We start from the raw sequence: 14,416 nt of genomic DNA, 5'->3' as shown, positions 1-14,416 counted from the left end.
GTGCAAGGTGAGGGCCTGGCGGCGCCGGGCGGAACCGCTCGGCGATTGCGACCGTGCCTACCTGCGCACGTGGAAGCGCAGCATGGTGACCCCGCCCGACTGGACGTTGCTGAACGGTTCTAGGTCGATCCGGTCGAGGCCCGGCGGCGCGAAGCGGACGCCGTTGCCGAGCAGCACCGGCAGCACGTACACCAGGATCTCGTCGACGAGGCCGCGCTGCAGGCACTGGGCGGCCACGTCGGCGCCGAGGATCTCCAGGTTCTTGTCGCCGGCGGTTCGGCGTGCCGTGGCCACGGCTTCCTCGATGTCGCAGGTGAGGAAGGTGACGTTGGGGTCCTGCTCGTCGGGCGGGCGGTGGGTGAGGACGAACTGCGCCCCGCCGTCGTAGTGGGTGTTCTCGTCGGACATGCGCTTGCCGACCTCGTACGTGCCCCGGCCGATGAGCATGGCGCCCGTGGCCGCCATGACCTCCGGGAACGTCGCCGACGTCATGTGCTCGAAGATCCAGTCCATCGTGTGGCCCGGACCGGCGATGAACCCATCGAGGGACATCGCCCTGTTCACGACCACTTTGCCGGTGCTCGCATCCGTCATGCGTCTTCTCCAAGCAGGTGGAGGGCCGGGATCGCATCATAGGTCGGTGAGCAACATCTTCTCCGGCGGTAGTCACGACCTGGACCTGTCCAATGGCGCCACCGCGTCGACGTGCTGATGCTGGCCGTGTCCGATCTCGCCTCCGAGGACTGGGACTTCCGCTTCGCGGCGCTGCTGACCCTGCAGGACCACAACGTCATGGGGCGCGGTGCCGTCGGGTTCGGCCTAGCGAAGTTCGACTGGGGTGTGACGGAGCGGGAACGCGCCCGCGCGAAGGACTTCGTGCTGCATGCCACAGCACTCGCGGCGAGCGGACATCGCTGGAGCGAGCTGGGCTACCACCCGCCCCGCGTCCATGACTACCTGCACCGCTTCACGACCATGGTGGAGTTCTGCACCCGCCCGCCGACAGCAGCGCCGCACGCGGCCTCCCCGGTCCGGACGAGGCCGCGATGGCCATCGTGCGTGCGCCAGCGTCCTCAGCGCGCTCCCGCTCTGCGACGGCTGCTTCCTCTGCGCGAGGTCACGTGGCGGCTCGAGACGATCCCGGCCGCGGACTTCAGCAGGATGCCAACCGGAGCATCCGATGCCGGCTGTACCGAGAGCTTTGCTGAGGACCCGGTGCACTGGGTCAGGGTTCGTCCCCCAGAGGTCGGCCGGCACTGGGAAGAGCACGGGACGTGGCTGCGCCCGCCGTCCTGATCGACCGACGTCTCATGGACCCGTCAGACAGGGGGCTGCAGGCCTTGGAGGGCAGAACACGCGTCGGTGTCATGCGGGGCCGCCTGCGCGAGAGACTGCACGTCGCGTCCCATCATCAGGCCTGGGTCGGACATCAGCGGACAGAGGCACTCTCACACGCCTGCCCCGGTTCCGCTGTCAGCATCCATCGGATTCCGAGGCGTCACTACGCGTGAGTCCCCCGGTAGTAGCTTTCCGGGGGACAGCCGCGGGGGCTTGCATCCCAACCCCACTGGGAGCGTCACCACCTGCTTACAAACCAGGCGTGTCTGCCGCCTGGATACACTGACCCGCCGGGAGGAGCTTTTCCTCTGCCTCTGCCTGTGCCGGGTCGGTCGGCAGGCGGCTTGATGTGAAGGAGTCCGAGCGTGGATGCCCCACATGTGGTGGGCGGGCCCGCCCCGGCGGTGCCCGGGAGGGCCGCGTTGGAGGTGAGCCCGTTGCCCGGTCGTTCCGGGATACGTGCCCGCGGTGAGATCAGCGCCCTCACCCGCCCGTCTTGGGAGCAGGCCCTGTCTGAGCTGGCCCGGCAGCACGCGAGCGTGTCGTACGTGGAGCTGTCGGATGTGGCGTTCGTCGACGTGGCCGGGGTGACCGCGCTGGCGGTCACCGCCATGAACCTGCCCGACGGGAGGGTTGTGGTCGAGAATCCCCCGCCGCAGCTGCCGCGGGTTCTGGAGATGTTCTGGCCGGGCCTGGACCGGATCGAGGTGGCTCTGTGATGAGCACGGTGACCACCCACGAGGCGTTCGTGCACCCTGCCCTTTTCTACCGCACCGAGCAGGAGTACACGCAGCAGACGGTGGCCTTCCTGCGCGAGGGCCTGACCAACGGCGAGCCGATGGCCGTGGCGGTGCCCGGCCCCAACCTGGAGCTGATCAAGGCAGGTCTGGGCGGGGACGCCAAGGGCATCCTGTTCCTGGACATGACCGAGGCCGGCCGCAACCCGGGGCGGATCATTCCCAAGGTGCTGCGCGGATTCGCCGACGCCCATCCGAAGGGGCGTGTACGGATCATCGGCGAGCCGATCTGGGCCGGGCGCAGCGCGGTGGAGTACCCGGCGTGCGCGCAGCACGAGGCGCTGATCAACGCCGCGTTCGAGGGCCGGGCGGTGACGATCCTGTGCCCCTACGACGAGGTGCGGCTGGATCCGCAGGTGATCGCCGATGCGCGGGTTACCCACCCGACCCTCATCAGCGGCGATGGACGTGAGTCGGTCAGCGACGTCTACAACTGGCAGGCGGTCGTCTCCCGCTACAACCAGGAGCTGCCGACGGTGCCGGATGCGGCGGCCTTTTCCTACGGTGGTGAGGACCTTCCGGCGGTCCGCCATTTCGCTGTCGCTCAGGCGATGCGGCTGGGCCTGGCCGGGGAGCGGCTGATGGATGTGGAGCTGGCGGTCGCGGAGCTGACGACCAACAGCGTGGTCCACGGCGGAGGCCGCGGGACACTCGCCATCTGGGCCGAGCAGGGGCAGTTGGTGTGTGAGGTCCGCGATGCGGGCCGGCTGACCGATCCGCTGGCCGGCCGCCGCCCGCCGGAGCACGGCCAACTGGGCGGCCGGGGCCTGATGCTGGTCCACTACGTGGCCGACCTGGTGCGCGTGCACACCGGCGACGACGGCACGACCGTGCGCTTCTACCTCAGCTTGTGACAGCGCGCGTGGGCGGCCCTCCTGTGCGGGTGGCCGCCCGCCCCGCTTCTGCTTTCACGCCGCAACGATTTAGGACTCCAGGCGGCGCCGGGGGCCGGCCAGCGAGGAGCGGGGAAGCCATGCCGCAAGCAGGACACGCGGCCACGGGGGTGAGATCCCCAGCCCCTCTCAGTGTGGCGGCGACGTCAGGCGGGGGACGTGGGCGGGGGAGAGGTCGGGGCGGGCGCGGTGCCAGCGCGCGGGGTGTCGCCATCGGCCGGAGGCGTCGCGGGCGACGTCGACGCCGACTTCCACCACTAGTACTCCAGCTGTAGATCGTGATCTTGCTGGTTAGGGCGGTGCGGGGACAGGTACGGCCACCGTTGATCATCGTGAGTTGTGTGGACTGACGATGAGACGGTGGCCGCAGGTCACAGCATAGATCCCGCTCGGTGGCAGGAAGGGTTCGAGGTGCTCATGGGCGGATCGCAGGTCGGTTCGCGCTGGTCGAACCCCGGTGCCGAGTGCGGCGGTTGACGCTCGGGCTGTTGTCGGACCTGCCGCGCAAGAACTGCTGGACGATCGCCGAATGGGCCGGGGAGAAGTCCCCACACGAGATGCAGCACCTGCTGTGCCGGGCCGTCTGGGACGCCGACGCGGTACGCGACGATGTCCGCGACTACGTCGTGGACCATCTCAACGACGAGCAGGTCGTGCTGGTGGTTGACGAGACCGGGGATGTGAAGAAGGGCGCCCATACTGTCGGCGTTCAGCGCCAGTACACCGACACTGCCGGGAGAATCGAGAACTCCAGGTGGCGGTCTACCTTGTCTATGCCGGTCGGCGTGGACACGCAGCGATCGACCGGGAGTTGTACACCCGCGCTCATGGGCAAACGATCCGGATCGCTGCCAGGCTGCGGGCCTTCCCGAACAGACCGCCTTCGCGACCAAGCCGGATCTCGCCCGGCTGATGATCGAGCGGTTCCTGGACGCCGGGCATCGCGCCGCCTGGATTACCGGGGACGAGGTCTACGGCGGGAACCCGAAGCTACGGGCGGCTCTGGAAGCACGCGGTACGAGCTATGTGCTGGCCATCGCCTGTTCGGCCGAAGTCCCCACCGTTGCAGGCAAGTTCCGGGCAGACAGTCTGGTCAAGCGGCTCCCCGAACGGGCCTGGCAACGGCTGTCCGCTGGGGCCGGAGCCAAGGGTCACCGCTTCTACGACTGGGCAGTCATCGATCTCACCGATCCGCACCCCGGCAGCAGCCAACTGCTGATCCGCCGCAACCGCACCGCCGGTGAACTCGCCTTCTACCGTTGTTTCTCGCCCGGCCCGGTGCCCCTGACGACGCTGGTGCGAGTCGCGGGTTCGAGGTGGCGGGTGGAGGAGACCTTCCAGGCCGAGGAGGTGCTCGCCGGGCTCGACGAGCACCAAGTCCGCCGCTTCGTCTCCTGGACCCCCTGGGTCACCCTCGCCATGCTCGCCCACGCCTTCCTCGCTGCCGTCCGTGCTGATGAGCACGCCCGGCACCCCGCTCCGGAGGAGCTGATCCCGCTCAGCTGCAATGAGATCCAGCGCGTGTTCGTCGCCCTGGTCGTGCGACCCGTGCACGACGACGCCCACTGGCTGAGTTGGTCCGACTTGCGGCGACGCCATCAGGCCCCGCGTGGTCCCGAGTCGGCCATTATCATCGGCAAGCCGCGCATCAGACCTGATGTGCTGAGCAGGCTGGTTGGCCACTGAGTACACTCGTTGGCACTTCCGTGCTCTGTGGGCGAAGGGCATCCGTTCAGTCGAGGATCGCGGTGGCTTCGATCTCGACCAGATGGTCGGGGACGTCCAGGGCCGCAACACCCAGCAGCGTGGCCGGCGGGACCGGGGTGATGCCCAGCTTCGCGGACGCCCGGGAGATGCCCTCCAGGAGTGGGGGCATCTTGTCGGGGGTCCAGTCGACGACGTAGAAGGTCAGTTTCGCCACGTCGTCGAAGGAGCCGCCAGCCTCGGCCAGAGCGGTGCCGATATTGAGGTAGCACTGCTCGACCTGCGCCGTGAGGTCGCCTTCGCCGACCGTGATCCCCTCGGCATCCCAGGCGACCTGGCCGGCGATGAAGACCAGCTTCGACCCCGTTGCGATCGACACCTGCCGGTAGACATCGATCTTGGGCAATCCACTCGGGTTTATCAGGTTCATGGCCATGCTGCCTGCCTCCTTGTCCTGAGCGCCTGTGGGCTCGTGTCCACGCAATAAGGGCGCCTTCGGTCTCTTGTGGTTACTCAGGAACCGTAGGAGAGTGGACGCTGACATGGAAGAACGCACTTTCCAGTGACTGGGGAACCCGATGGTGACCAAGCAGATCAAGGGCCCATCCGAGGAAGCAGACCTCAGGCGCGCGGACTCATTGGCGCGAGAGATCTTCTCCGACGTTGCCAACAAGTGGGCGTTCCTGATCATCGAGACTCTCGGTGAACGCACCCTGCGCTTCAGCGAACTGCGCAACGAGATCGAGGGCATCAGCCACAAGATGCTCACCCAGAACCTGCGCATGCTGGAGCGCAACGGCCTGGTCGAGAGAAACGTGCACCCCACCGTCCCGCCGAGTGTCGAATACACCCTCACCGAGCCGGGCCAGGGTCTACGCGCAACCGTCGACGGAATGTGCGACTGGACGCACCGCTACTTCGGGCACATCGAGGCCGCCCGCCACCGCTTCGACGCCTGACGGCTGATCACGCTCTACAGCTGGAGTACTAGGCCGTGTTTTGGGTTCGGCTTCCTGTACACGCTTTGCATGCTGATGATCAAGATGTGGGGCGAGGGGATCTTTCTGATGAGCAGTGGTCGGTGCTGGAGTCGTTGCTGCCTGCGGTCGGCATGAGTCGCAGGGGGCCTGGTTGTCGCGGCTGATAGACGGTGTGCGGTGGCGGGTTCGGACCGGAGTTCCGTGGCGGGACCTGCCGTTCGAGTACGGACCGTGGCAGACAGTGTATGGACTGTTCCGGAGATGGCAGCGTCGGGGTGTGGGGCCCGGCTGCTGACGTTGTTAGCAGGCGAGGGCTGATACGGCCGGGCTGATCTTCTGGGAGGTCAATGTCGACTCCACCATCTGCCGGACACACCAGCATGCTGCCGGTGCCCGCCGGCGCGGTGCTGTGCAGAAGGAACCGTCAGGCGGAGTGAGCGCCGAACCTGAAGACCATGGACTGGGCAGGTCGCGAGGCGGGTTCACCACGAAGATTCATCTGGCGTGTGAGCAGGGACAGAAGCCGTTGTCGCTACTGAACACCGCCGGGCAGCGCGGTGACAGTCCGCAGTTCGAGCCGGTCCTGAAGCGATCGGGTGCCCCGGCCTGGTGTCGGTCGGCCGAGAAGCCGCCCGCTGCGGGTGCGAGGCGATAGGGCGTACTCTTCACGCGCGAATCGCGCCTACCTGCGCAGACGTGGCATCAGGTACACGATTCCTGAGCCGGTCGATCAGGTCCGCAACCGCATGCGCCGCGGACGTGGCGGCGGCCGTCCGCCCTTCTTCGACCGCGAGGACTACAAGGCCCGGCACGCGGTCGAATGCGGGATCAGCCGTCTCAAGCAGCACCGGGCCGTGGCGACCCGGTTCGATAAACATGCGGTTCGGTTCGAGGCGACGGTTCAGGTCGCGGCGATTGATCAGTGGTGTGAACCCTCAGCCTGCCGTCGTGCGGATGCCACAGCAGGAAAGGACGGCCCTGTGGTCGTTACGGAGGAAGGGCGCATTTCTTGGCATTGGGCGGAGCGGTGTGTATGGGGTTGCACCTTCCGTAGCGGCATGTGGTCCGGTGGACTTACGTCCCAGTCCCTTGAGGAAAGGTCCCTGCTCGTGCATTCGTCTTTCACGCCACCCCGTCAGGTCAAGATCGGTGACGCGGCGGCCTTCGCCGGCAGCACGCCGCGGGCGATTCGCCATTACCACGAGATCGGGCTGCTCCCCGAGCCTGAGCGGGGTGGCGATGACCGCCGCCGCTACGGGTACGAGGACATGATCCGCTTGCTGTGGATTCGCAAGATGGCCGATGCCGGGATCGCCCTGGACGACATCCGTGACGCCTTTACCACCGGCACGGCTTCCGCCGGTGCGGACAGCGGAGAAGGTATCGCGGGCATCCTGGAGCGGTTGGAGGAAACCCTCGCCGTGCAGGAGGCGGAATTGCGGCGGCAACGGACCGCCGTGCAGCGGATGCGCACCGAAGGCAGCCGGATGGGCCTGCTCTCCGACGTCGTCACCGAACGCCTCAAGAGCCTGCCCGAGGGCTCCCTGCGTCAGGCGGACCTGGACAGTCTGCTGGTCACTGAGCGGATCTTCGGCCCGCTCGGCGCGGCCGTCCAGGCCAGCCGCTTCGTCGTCCTGGCCACGCATCCCGCTCTGCGGGAGGATTCCGACCGCATCGATGACGCCGAGGAGGCCCTCGATGACAGTGTCGCCGTCGATGATCCACGGGTGGCTCAAGTGGCCGTCGAGCGGCACGCCTTCGAAAGCGCCCTGCAGGCCGTCATCGAGGAGTCCGGCCTGGGGAAGGACGACGATGCCCTCTTCGACGCCTGGGACACTGTGCACCCTGCCACAGCCGATGACGGCGAGGGCGAGGCTGACCTCGGCTCTGGCAGGCGGGAGGCTGACTCCATGAGCGTGTTCGAAGCCACCGGCAAGATGCCCTACGACTTCTCCCCAGCCCGCCTGCGCTGTATGGAACTGGCCGAAGAACTATCCGGCCAAGAGTCACCCGCTACCTAAAACACGGCCTAGGCGCTGCGCGGCCGGCGCCCGGACGTCTTCTTCGTGGTCTTCTTCGCGGTGGTCTTCCTGGCCGGCTGCTTCTTCGCTGCCTTCTTCTTCGGCAGCTCGTGCACGTCGGCGTCCTCGCCGCGTGAGGCTCGCGCCTTTTCCACGGACTCGGTCAGGGCGGCCATGAGGTCAACGACCTGCCCTGGCTTCGACGCTGGCTCCTCCGTCTTCGGCGGCTCACGGTGCTCCCGCTTGGCCTCGATGATCTGCTCGAGGGCCTCGGTGTAGGTGTCCTGGAACTCCTCACCTTCAAGGTCCTCGCGGGTCATGCTGTCCATGAGTGCGAGCGCGCCGTCGATCTCCTCGTCGCTGAGCTCGACCGGCGGCGGCAGCAGTTCCTCCGGCGACCTGACCTCGTCAGGCCAGCGCATTGCGTGCAAAACGATGGCGTCTTCGCGGACCCTCAGCAGACCGAGGCGCTCGCGGCCGGACCAGGCGTATTTCGCCACAGCCACTTTGCTGCTGCGGTCCAGCGCCATGCGCAGCAGCTTGTAGGGCTTCGCGGCGACCTGCCCGCTCGGCGCCAGGTAGTAGCCCTCGCCGATCTTCAAGGGGTCGACGGAGTCCAGCGGCACGAATGCGACGATCTCGATCGCCTTGGCCGTCGGCAGTGGCAGGTCCCGCAACTCCTCGTCGCTGATCGGGATGACCTGCTCCTTGGTCAGCTGGTAGCCCTTGCCGATCTCACCCTGGTCGACCTCGCGGTCCTCGATCTCGCAGTACTTGCGCACCCGCACCCGGCCCATGTCCTCCAGGTGGTACTGGTGGAAGCGGATCGAGTGGTCCTCGGTAGCGCTGGCCACGGAGATAGGCACGGTGACCAGGCCGAAGCTGATCGCGCCGCTCCAAATGTTCCGGGGCATGACAAACCTCCGTGACTAGCCCCGAGCAACACCAGGCTATGAGGGCAACCACAGCCGCGCATGTGCAGGGGCGCCTGCCTATCCCGCCCGGCCTCCCGTCGCGGGCACGAGGTTGAGCACCAGGACGACGAATCCCCGCCGGTGCGAAGCAGCGCCTGCGGGTGTAGTGGGGAGGCTGTCCGGAGGTGTGAGCCAGTGTGTGCACGGTCGCTGGTGGGCTGAAAGTAGGCCTCGTCCCGGGCGCACCTTCGGCGCGAGCGCCTGGCCTGGAAGACTCCTGAGCCGTAGCCCGCTCGCCCCGTCATCCCGGCTCGTCGTGTGGATCGAGGGATGCTGGTGGCACCATGCGAATGTTCTGTGTCCTCGCCGTCCTGGTGGGCGCGAACCTGCTCAACAATTTGTTCGCGCCCGGCGCCTACCTACCCACCTGCGTGGTCGCGGCTGCCGCGCTGCTGCTGATCGCCCGGTGGGACGGTCTCACCCGCGCCGATCTCGGGCTCGACACGGTTGCCTTGCACCGAGGGCTGTGGTGGGCATCGGTCCTGGTAGGCGCGGTTCTTGCCGTCTTTTTGGTCGGGCTTGCTCTGCCGGCCACCAGGGAGGCGTTCGAGGACGAGCGCGCCGCGGGCCTGACCCCTGGGCAGCTGCTGTGGCGGGTGCTGATCCGGGTGCCGGTCGGCACTGTGCTGCTGGAGGAGGTCGCCTTCCGAGGTGTCTTGTGGGCCATGGTGCGGCGTCGGCGCGGTACTGCGTGGGCCACGGCTGTGTCGTCGTTGCTGTTCGGGCTCTGGCATGTGCTTCCCTCCCGCGGGCTGAGCCGGGCCAACGCGGCCGCAGCGGTCCTCGGCACGGGACCGGCAGGCAGCGTGCTGCCGGTCGCGGCCGCCGTTGTCGCCACGACCGCAGCAGGGGTCGTCCTGTGCGAGCTGCGGCGCCGGTCCGGAAGCCTACTGGCGCCCGCCGCGTTGCACTGGGCCGTCAACGGCTTCGGCTATGTGCTGGCCTGGGCAGTACCTCGATCGAGGGGCGAGTACTGAAGCCGCAGTGCTGGATCACGTTCGCAACCACGAGCCCAGAGATCGTCGGCGGCTCTGCTGCTGGATGCGTCCTGGTGAGGAGTTCACGGTGGTGACCGAGACGGAGCCGGAGCAGTCGCCGTTCAACGTGGTCGTGCACGACCAGGGCATCACGGTGTGGGTGAACGCAGGTCATGACGCCGAGGTCTTCGACAAGAACGGCGGCGTGGTGCCGTGTGGGCACCAGCGACCCGCCGAAGACGGTGGCTGAGCTGTGTCCGATCGTCAGGTCCGTAGCCAGATGACTACGGCTGCGGCGGTGGCGGTGCCGAGGAAGACGTAGCCGCGCTTGTCGCAGCGAGTGACCACGGCGCGGGACTGCTTCAAGCGATTGATCGCCCGTTCGACGGTGTGGCGCTTCTTGTACCGCTCTCCGGCGAAGCCCGGTGGCCGTCCTCCGCGTGAGCCCTTACGGAGCCGGGCCGCCTGGCTGTCGGTCTTTTCGGGAATCGTGTGACGGATGCTCTGACGCCGCAGGTACTCACGGCACGGACCGTTGCTGTATGCCTTGTCGGCCGCGAGACTTTCCGGCTTCTGGCGTGGCCGGCCCGGGCCAGGTCCGGGAACGCGGATCTTCTCCAGAACCGGCCTGAACTGGGTGCAGTCCGCTCATTGGCCCGGAGTGACGATCAGGGACAACGGGCGGCAGCGGCCGTCCGCGCTCAGGTTGAGCTTGCTGGTGAACCCGCCGCGCGAGCGGCCCAGGCCCTCACTTCCAGCACCACGTCCACCAGCACCACCTCCACCAGGCGGCCGACGAGGCTCTCCCACGGTGTCTCGTCCTGGTGTTCCACTCCTCGCAGCCGATGCCGTCACCGTCTCGGTCAAGTCGGTGGGGATCGTGGGGCCGACCAGACGGGCCGCGACAGGTCCGAACAGCATCGCTGACACCAGCGGGAGGCTCGTCTGGAAGGTCCGGGCGTGCCTGACAGAGCACCTGCGGTCTGCGCCCGGGCGTCGAGCTGGACGAAGACGAACGGCTGGCACGGCTCTGCTTCCGTTGCGAGGAGGCGACCTCTTGCTGCATTGGAGCGGCCCGCTGATGACCGGGCGTTGTCGGGCGGCTGTCACGGCCGCCATAGCTGCCGGCGTCTTCGGCGTCACAGGCGTCTTCTCAGTCGGCTTGAACCTGTTCGGCGCACCCCCAAAGTTCACCGGAACGCCCGTACAACCCTCCCGCCCCTTCAGTGGTCTCCTGCTCGCACACCCTTACGGCAGTTGGGCCCGCGTCCCACTCGGCGCGGGCCCTCCCTCTTGGAGACGTCTTGCGTACACGCCCGTTCCTGATGGCCACTTGCCTCCTCGCCTCAGGCCTGACTCCGCTCGCCTTGGCGGTGCCCGCCGCCCACGCGGCGACCCCAGCGGCTCCGTATGACTTCAACGGCGACGGGTACCGCGACCTCGCGATCGGCGCGCCGGGTGCCACGGTCGGCGGCAAGACGAAGGCGGGGGCGGTGTCCGTGGTCTACGGCTCGTCCACCGGCCTGAGGACGACGAAGTACCAGACCATCACCCAGAACTCGACCGGTGTCCCCGGCAGCGCGGAGACCTCGGACGCCTTCGGCAAGGCGGTCACGTCGGCGGACCTGGACCGCGACGGCTACGCGGACCTGGTCGTCGGCGCCCCGAGCGAGGACATCGGCTACGAGATCAATCCCGACCCCGACGACGGCACAGTCGTCATCCTCTGGGGCGGCACGGCGGGGCTGTCCGGTGCCTCGACCCTCGAGAACGTGATCTCCAACGACCGCGATCACTACGGACAGGCACTGACCGCCGGGGACTTCGACGGCGACGGAGACGACGACATCGCGGTGGGCGCCACAGGGAACTCCAACATCACGATCATGAAGGGTCCGTTCGCCCGGTCCGGCGAGCACATGAGCGGTTCCACAACCGCGGGCATGGGCTACGGGTCGCGGCCCTTCAACGACACGTACGGCGTCGAGTACCTGTCCTCGGGCGACGTGTTGGGCGCCGGCTTCGACAGTCTCATCGTCCACGGCCGCGCCAAGGGCACTGACGACGCGATCACGGCCTGGGCCGACGGCCGGATCACCAACTTCACCGACTGGCTGGAGTACCTCCCGGGCGGCTACGTCTCCTCGGTCGCCGACGTCAACAAGGACGGTTACGCCGACATCGTGACCGGCAACCACCGGGAGAGCGCGGCCGATCCCTCGGGCGCACTCGGCGGCAAGGTCACCCTCGTCTACGGAGCTGCGGAGGCCCAGTTCACCGAGAACCGCAAAACCGCCTCGTACACCCAGGCCACGACGGGCGTCCCCGGCGCCCCGGAGTCCGGCGACGGCTTCGGCGGAGGTGTCTCGCTCGGCGACATCAACGGCGACGGACACGCGGACCTCGCGGTCGGGGCGACGTACGAGTCCTTCGGTGCCTCCGAGGACACCGGCACGGTGACGATCCTCTACGGCAGCAAGACCGGATTTTCGGCGACCGGCGCGCTCACCCTCTCCCAGTCCACGTCAGGCGTCCCCGGCACCTCGGAGCACAACGACCGCTTCGGCGGCCGCGTCCTGCTCGCCGACACGGTCAAGGACGGCAAGGCGGACCTCACGGTCGCGGGCCCGGGCGAGAACGGGAGCGACGGCGCGGTCTGGTCCTTCAAGAGCCTGACGAACGGTTCGGTGTTCGGCCCGTCCGCCACCGGCGTCTCCACCTCGGGCGCCCCGGCGTTCGGCACGACCCTGGGCAGCTGAGCCAAAAGCTGGCCCGTACCCGCGGCGGGCTACGGGGTGGCGGCCCGGTGCACGTCCAGGCAGAACCGGAGGCGTACTCCGGGTTCGTCCGGCTCCCAGTTCGTACAGTCTGCCGGCGCGATGGCGCATCGCGCCCGGGCGTGCGCTACGTCAGCACACTCCCGGGCCCGCGTACCCGGTTGGGTGGAGGCGCTCGGGCGGGAGAACTTCGCAGGTGCAGGAGCGCGCGGGCGGCCGGGGGACGTGGTGCGGGAGTGAGCGTGTTCCAGCACCGAGACTGCCGTGGCGGGGTGGTCGAGTCAGGTGGCGAAGTAGGCGAAGTCCGTTTCTTCCCGCCGGATGCCGGGTTGATGCCTGCTGCACCTGCCGGACCGGTCGATGCGCTCGGTCGGCTACGGCGAGAGCACGCCAGGTCCTCCGGCCGGAGCGTCCAGCCGGGCTACGGCGTGGCGCCTCCCCCCGGGCGACGCGCTCCGGGGGCATTGGAGTGGCGGGCGAACGGCCCGGTGGCGTGGCTCCCGCACCGGCGCGCGGCGCTTCCTAGGGTCGGCGGGGGTACGGCACGGGGCCGACCGTCGGAGCACACAGGCGGGTGAGTCATGGAACGGATGACGGCCGGATCGGCGACGAGCGGCCGCGGGCCGGCCCGGAGGTGGTCCCGGCGGCTGGCCGCCGCGCTGGGACTGGTCCTGCTCTGCGCGCTGCCCGCCGGGGCGACGGACGCCGTCCGGGCCGGTGACGCCCGCACGCCCGTCGGCCCGGCACCGTACGTCTCCGACTACGGCGGCAACCGGGTGCTGACCCTGTCCGCGCACAGCGGTGAACAGGTCACCGTCCCCCTCGACGGCCTGGTGCGTCCGACCGGCATGGCCTGGGACGCCGCCGGCCGGCTCTACGTCTCCGACACCGGCAACAACCGGGTCGTCGTCCTGCCTCCGGACGGCGGGGAGCAGTCGGTCGTACCGGCGGGCGATCTGTCGCGCCCGCTGGGGCTCGCGGTCGACCCGGCCGGGAACCTGTACATCGCCGACAGCTTCAACGACCGGATCGTGAGGGTGGCCGCCGACGGCGGGGGCCGGACGGTGCTGGCCACGGAGGGACTGCTGCACCCCTGGGGGCTGGCCTGGGCACCCGACGGGCATCTGTACGTCTCCGACTTCGTCAACGACCGGGTCGTCAGGGTCGCGGTGGACAGCGGCGGCCAGCAGACCGTGCCCACGACGGGCCTCTCCCAGCCGACCGGGCTGGCACTCGGCACCGGCGGCGACCTGTACGTCGCCGACAGCGGCAACAACCGCGTGGTGAAGGTCGCCACCACAAGCGGCCGGCAGAGCACCGTTCCCGTCACCGGACTGAACTCCCCGCTCGGACTCGCCCTTGACGGCAACGGCCACCTGTACGTGGCCGACGGGTTCAACAACCGCGTGGTGCGCGTCCGCGAGACAGGAGGAGGACAGGTGACACTCGGCTTCACGGGCCTCAGCACACCGACCGGTCTGGCCTTCCCCCCTGCCCCGGACAGCCTGGGGTACGGACAGAACTGACAGGGCTCGAGCCGCCTGTTCGCAGCGACATGCTGTGCCTCATATGGCCGCGCGGGCGCCCGGGCGAGGCGGTGCGGCGCACGAGAGCGGCATGCCGCGCGCTTCACCCGTACCCGCGCAGCGCCTTGTGCGCTCCGTACGCCTCGATGAAGCCGGTGATCGCCTCCAGGGCGTTGGCGAAACCGGCGGATCGCCACTTGGCCAGTCATCGTTCCCCCCATTTGCGCTTGCCGGAAGGCCGTAGCCTCCCGTGCACCCGCGGACGCCGGGCAGGCGTAGCGCTCCGGGTCGCGCGATCCGGGTACCGAACTGTCCTCGCTGAACTTCGAGAGTCTCATCGGCGGCACGATGGTGGCGGCCGTGCAGGTGCAGGTGCAGTCCACGCTGGCGACGGTCAATTTTCGTCAAGCACACTTCCCGGCCGAGAAG

The 14,416-nt window shown here is 68.5% G+C and carries 14 protein-coding genes and 3 pseudogenes; 11 read left to right on the top strand and 6 right to left on the bottom strand.

What is annotated here, in order from left to right; translation table 11 throughout:
* Positions 1 to 57: 57 nt before the first annotated feature.
* Positions 58 to 594, bottom strand: coding sequence for a dihydrofolate reductase family protein (locus tag HNR57_RS35085; RefSeq protein ID WP_184566697.1), 537 nt, complete (start codon positions 592 to 594; stop codon positions 58 to 60).
* A 111-nt stretch (positions 595 to 705) separates the two neighbouring features.
* Here HNR57_RS35085 and HNR57_RS40045 point away from each other — a divergent pair, with 111 nt between their 5' ends.
* From HNR57_RS40045 to HNR57_RS35065, 4 genes and pseudogenes are all read left to right on the top strand, one after another.
* Positions 706 to 1,296 (top strand): hypothetical protein, encoded by a 591-nt coding sequence (locus tag HNR57_RS40045; protein ID WP_246555275.1) that lies wholly within the window; start codon positions 706 to 708, stop codon positions 1,294 to 1,296.
* 470 nt (positions 1,297 to 1,766) lie between these two features.
* A complete protein-coding gene (locus tag HNR57_RS35075; RefSeq protein ID WP_313675699.1) occupies positions 1,767 to 2,057 on the top strand; it encodes an STAS domain-containing protein in 291 nt (96 codons plus the stop codon).
* The gene (locus HNR57_RS35070; protein WP_184566695.1) at positions 2,057 to 2,989 is read left to right on the top strand and encodes an anti-sigma factor RsbA family regulatory protein; all 933 of its coding nucleotides are present in this window, start codon (positions 2,057 to 2,059) and stop codon (positions 2,987 to 2,989) included. Before HNR57_RS35075 ends, HNR57_RS35070 begins: the two co-directional genes overlap by 1 nt.
* A gap of 431 nt (positions 2,990 to 3,420) precedes the next feature.
* Positions 3,421 to 4,686, top strand: a pseudogene (locus tag HNR57_RS35065) (IS701 family transposase).
* 74 nt (positions 4,687 to 4,760) lie between these two features.
* Here the strand turns inward: HNR57_RS35065 and HNR57_RS35060 are convergent.
* Positions 4,761 to 5,168, bottom strand: a complete 408-nt coding sequence (locus tag HNR57_RS35060; RefSeq protein WP_184566694.1) for a RidA family protein — start codon at positions 5,166 to 5,168, stop codon at positions 4,761 to 4,763.
* A gap of 142 nt (positions 5,169 to 5,310) precedes the next feature.
* Between HNR57_RS35060 and HNR57_RS35055 the strand changes: the two genes are divergently transcribed.
* The 3 genes and pseudogenes from HNR57_RS35055 to HNR57_RS35045 all read left to right on the top strand — a co-directional run bounded on the left by HNR57_RS35055 (position 5,311) and on the right by HNR57_RS35045 (position 7,733).
* Positions 5,311 to 5,691: a winged helix-turn-helix transcriptional regulator gene (locus tag HNR57_RS35055; protein WP_184566692.1), complete on the top strand. Its 381-nt coding sequence runs from the start codon at positions 5,311 to 5,313 to the stop codon at positions 5,689 to 5,691.
* An 86-nt stretch (positions 5,692 to 5,777) separates the two neighbouring features.
* A pseudogene (locus HNR57_RS35050) lies at positions 5,778 to 6,674 on the top strand (IS5 family transposase); the annotation flags it as partial.
* Between the two features lie 147 nt (positions 6,675 to 6,821).
* Positions 6,822 to 7,733: a MerR family transcriptional regulator gene (locus HNR57_RS35045; protein ID WP_184566861.1), complete on the top strand. Its 912-nt coding sequence runs from the start codon at positions 6,822 to 6,824 to the stop codon at positions 7,731 to 7,733.
* 8 nt (positions 7,734 to 7,741) lie between these two features.
* Here HNR57_RS35045 and ku read toward each other — a convergent pair whose 3' ends face one another.
* Positions 7,742 to 8,647, bottom strand: a complete 906-nt coding sequence (ku, locus tag HNR57_RS35040; RefSeq protein ID WP_184566690.1) for a non-homologous end joining protein Ku — start codon at positions 8,645 to 8,647, stop codon at positions 7,742 to 7,744.
* A 350-nt stretch (positions 8,648 to 8,997) separates the two neighbouring features.
* Here ku and HNR57_RS35035 point away from each other — a divergent pair, with 350 nt between their 5' ends.
* Both HNR57_RS35035 and HNR57_RS35030 read left to right on the top strand, forming a co-directional pair.
* Positions 8,998 to 9,684 (top strand): CPBP family intramembrane glutamic endopeptidase, encoded by a 687-nt coding sequence (locus HNR57_RS35035; RefSeq protein ID WP_246555273.1) that lies wholly within the window; start codon positions 8,998 to 9,000, stop codon positions 9,682 to 9,684.
* Between the two features lie 88 nt (positions 9,685 to 9,772).
* Positions 9,773 to 9,934 carry a hypothetical protein gene (locus HNR57_RS35030; RefSeq protein WP_246555272.1) on the top strand — a complete coding sequence of 54 codons (162 nt, stop codon included), beginning with the start codon at positions 9,773 to 9,775 and terminating at the stop codon, positions 9,932 to 9,934.
* A gap of 14 nt (positions 9,935 to 9,948) precedes the next feature.
* Here the strand turns inward: HNR57_RS35030 and HNR57_RS40460 are convergent.
* Positions 9,949 to 10,320: pseudogene (locus HNR57_RS40460) on the bottom strand (transposase); the annotation flags it as partial.
* A 112-nt stretch (positions 10,321 to 10,432) separates the two neighbouring features.
* Positions 10,433 to 10,750 carry an excalibur calcium-binding domain-containing protein gene (locus HNR57_RS35020; protein WP_184566684.1) on the bottom strand — a complete coding sequence of 106 codons (318 nt, stop codon included), beginning with the start codon at positions 10,748 to 10,750 and terminating at the stop codon, positions 10,433 to 10,435.
* 259 nt (positions 10,751 to 11,009) lie between these two features.
* Here HNR57_RS35020 and HNR57_RS35015 point away from each other — a divergent pair, with 259 nt between their 5' ends.
* Positions 11,010 to 12,443 (top strand): FG-GAP-like repeat-containing protein, encoded by a 1,434-nt coding sequence (locus HNR57_RS35015; protein WP_246555271.1) that lies wholly within the window; start codon positions 11,010 to 11,012, stop codon positions 12,441 to 12,443.
* A 29-nt stretch (positions 12,444 to 12,472) separates the two neighbouring features.
* On the opposite strand, the gene HNR57_RS39240 is transcribed toward HNR57_RS35015, so the two are convergent.
* A complete protein-coding gene (locus HNR57_RS39240) occupies positions 12,473 to 12,715 on the bottom strand; it encodes a DUF6207 family protein (RefSeq protein WP_313675645.1) in 243 nt (80 codons plus the stop codon).
* Positions 12,716 to 13,042: 327 nt separating this feature from the next.
* Here HNR57_RS39240 and HNR57_RS35010 point away from each other — a divergent pair, with 327 nt between their 5' ends.
* Positions 13,043 to 13,987, top strand: a complete 945-nt coding sequence (locus HNR57_RS35010; RefSeq protein WP_184566680.1) for a virginiamycin B lyase family protein — start codon at positions 13,043 to 13,045, stop codon at positions 13,985 to 13,987.
* Positions 13,988 to 14,416 lie beyond the last annotated feature (429 nt).

The organism is Streptomyces paradoxus, assembly GCF_014202475.1.
Lineage (GTDB): Bacteria > Actinomycetota > Actinomycetes > Streptomycetales > Streptomycetaceae > Streptomyces > Streptomyces paradoxus.
This window is presented reverse-complemented; position numbering and strand designations above follow the sequence as displayed.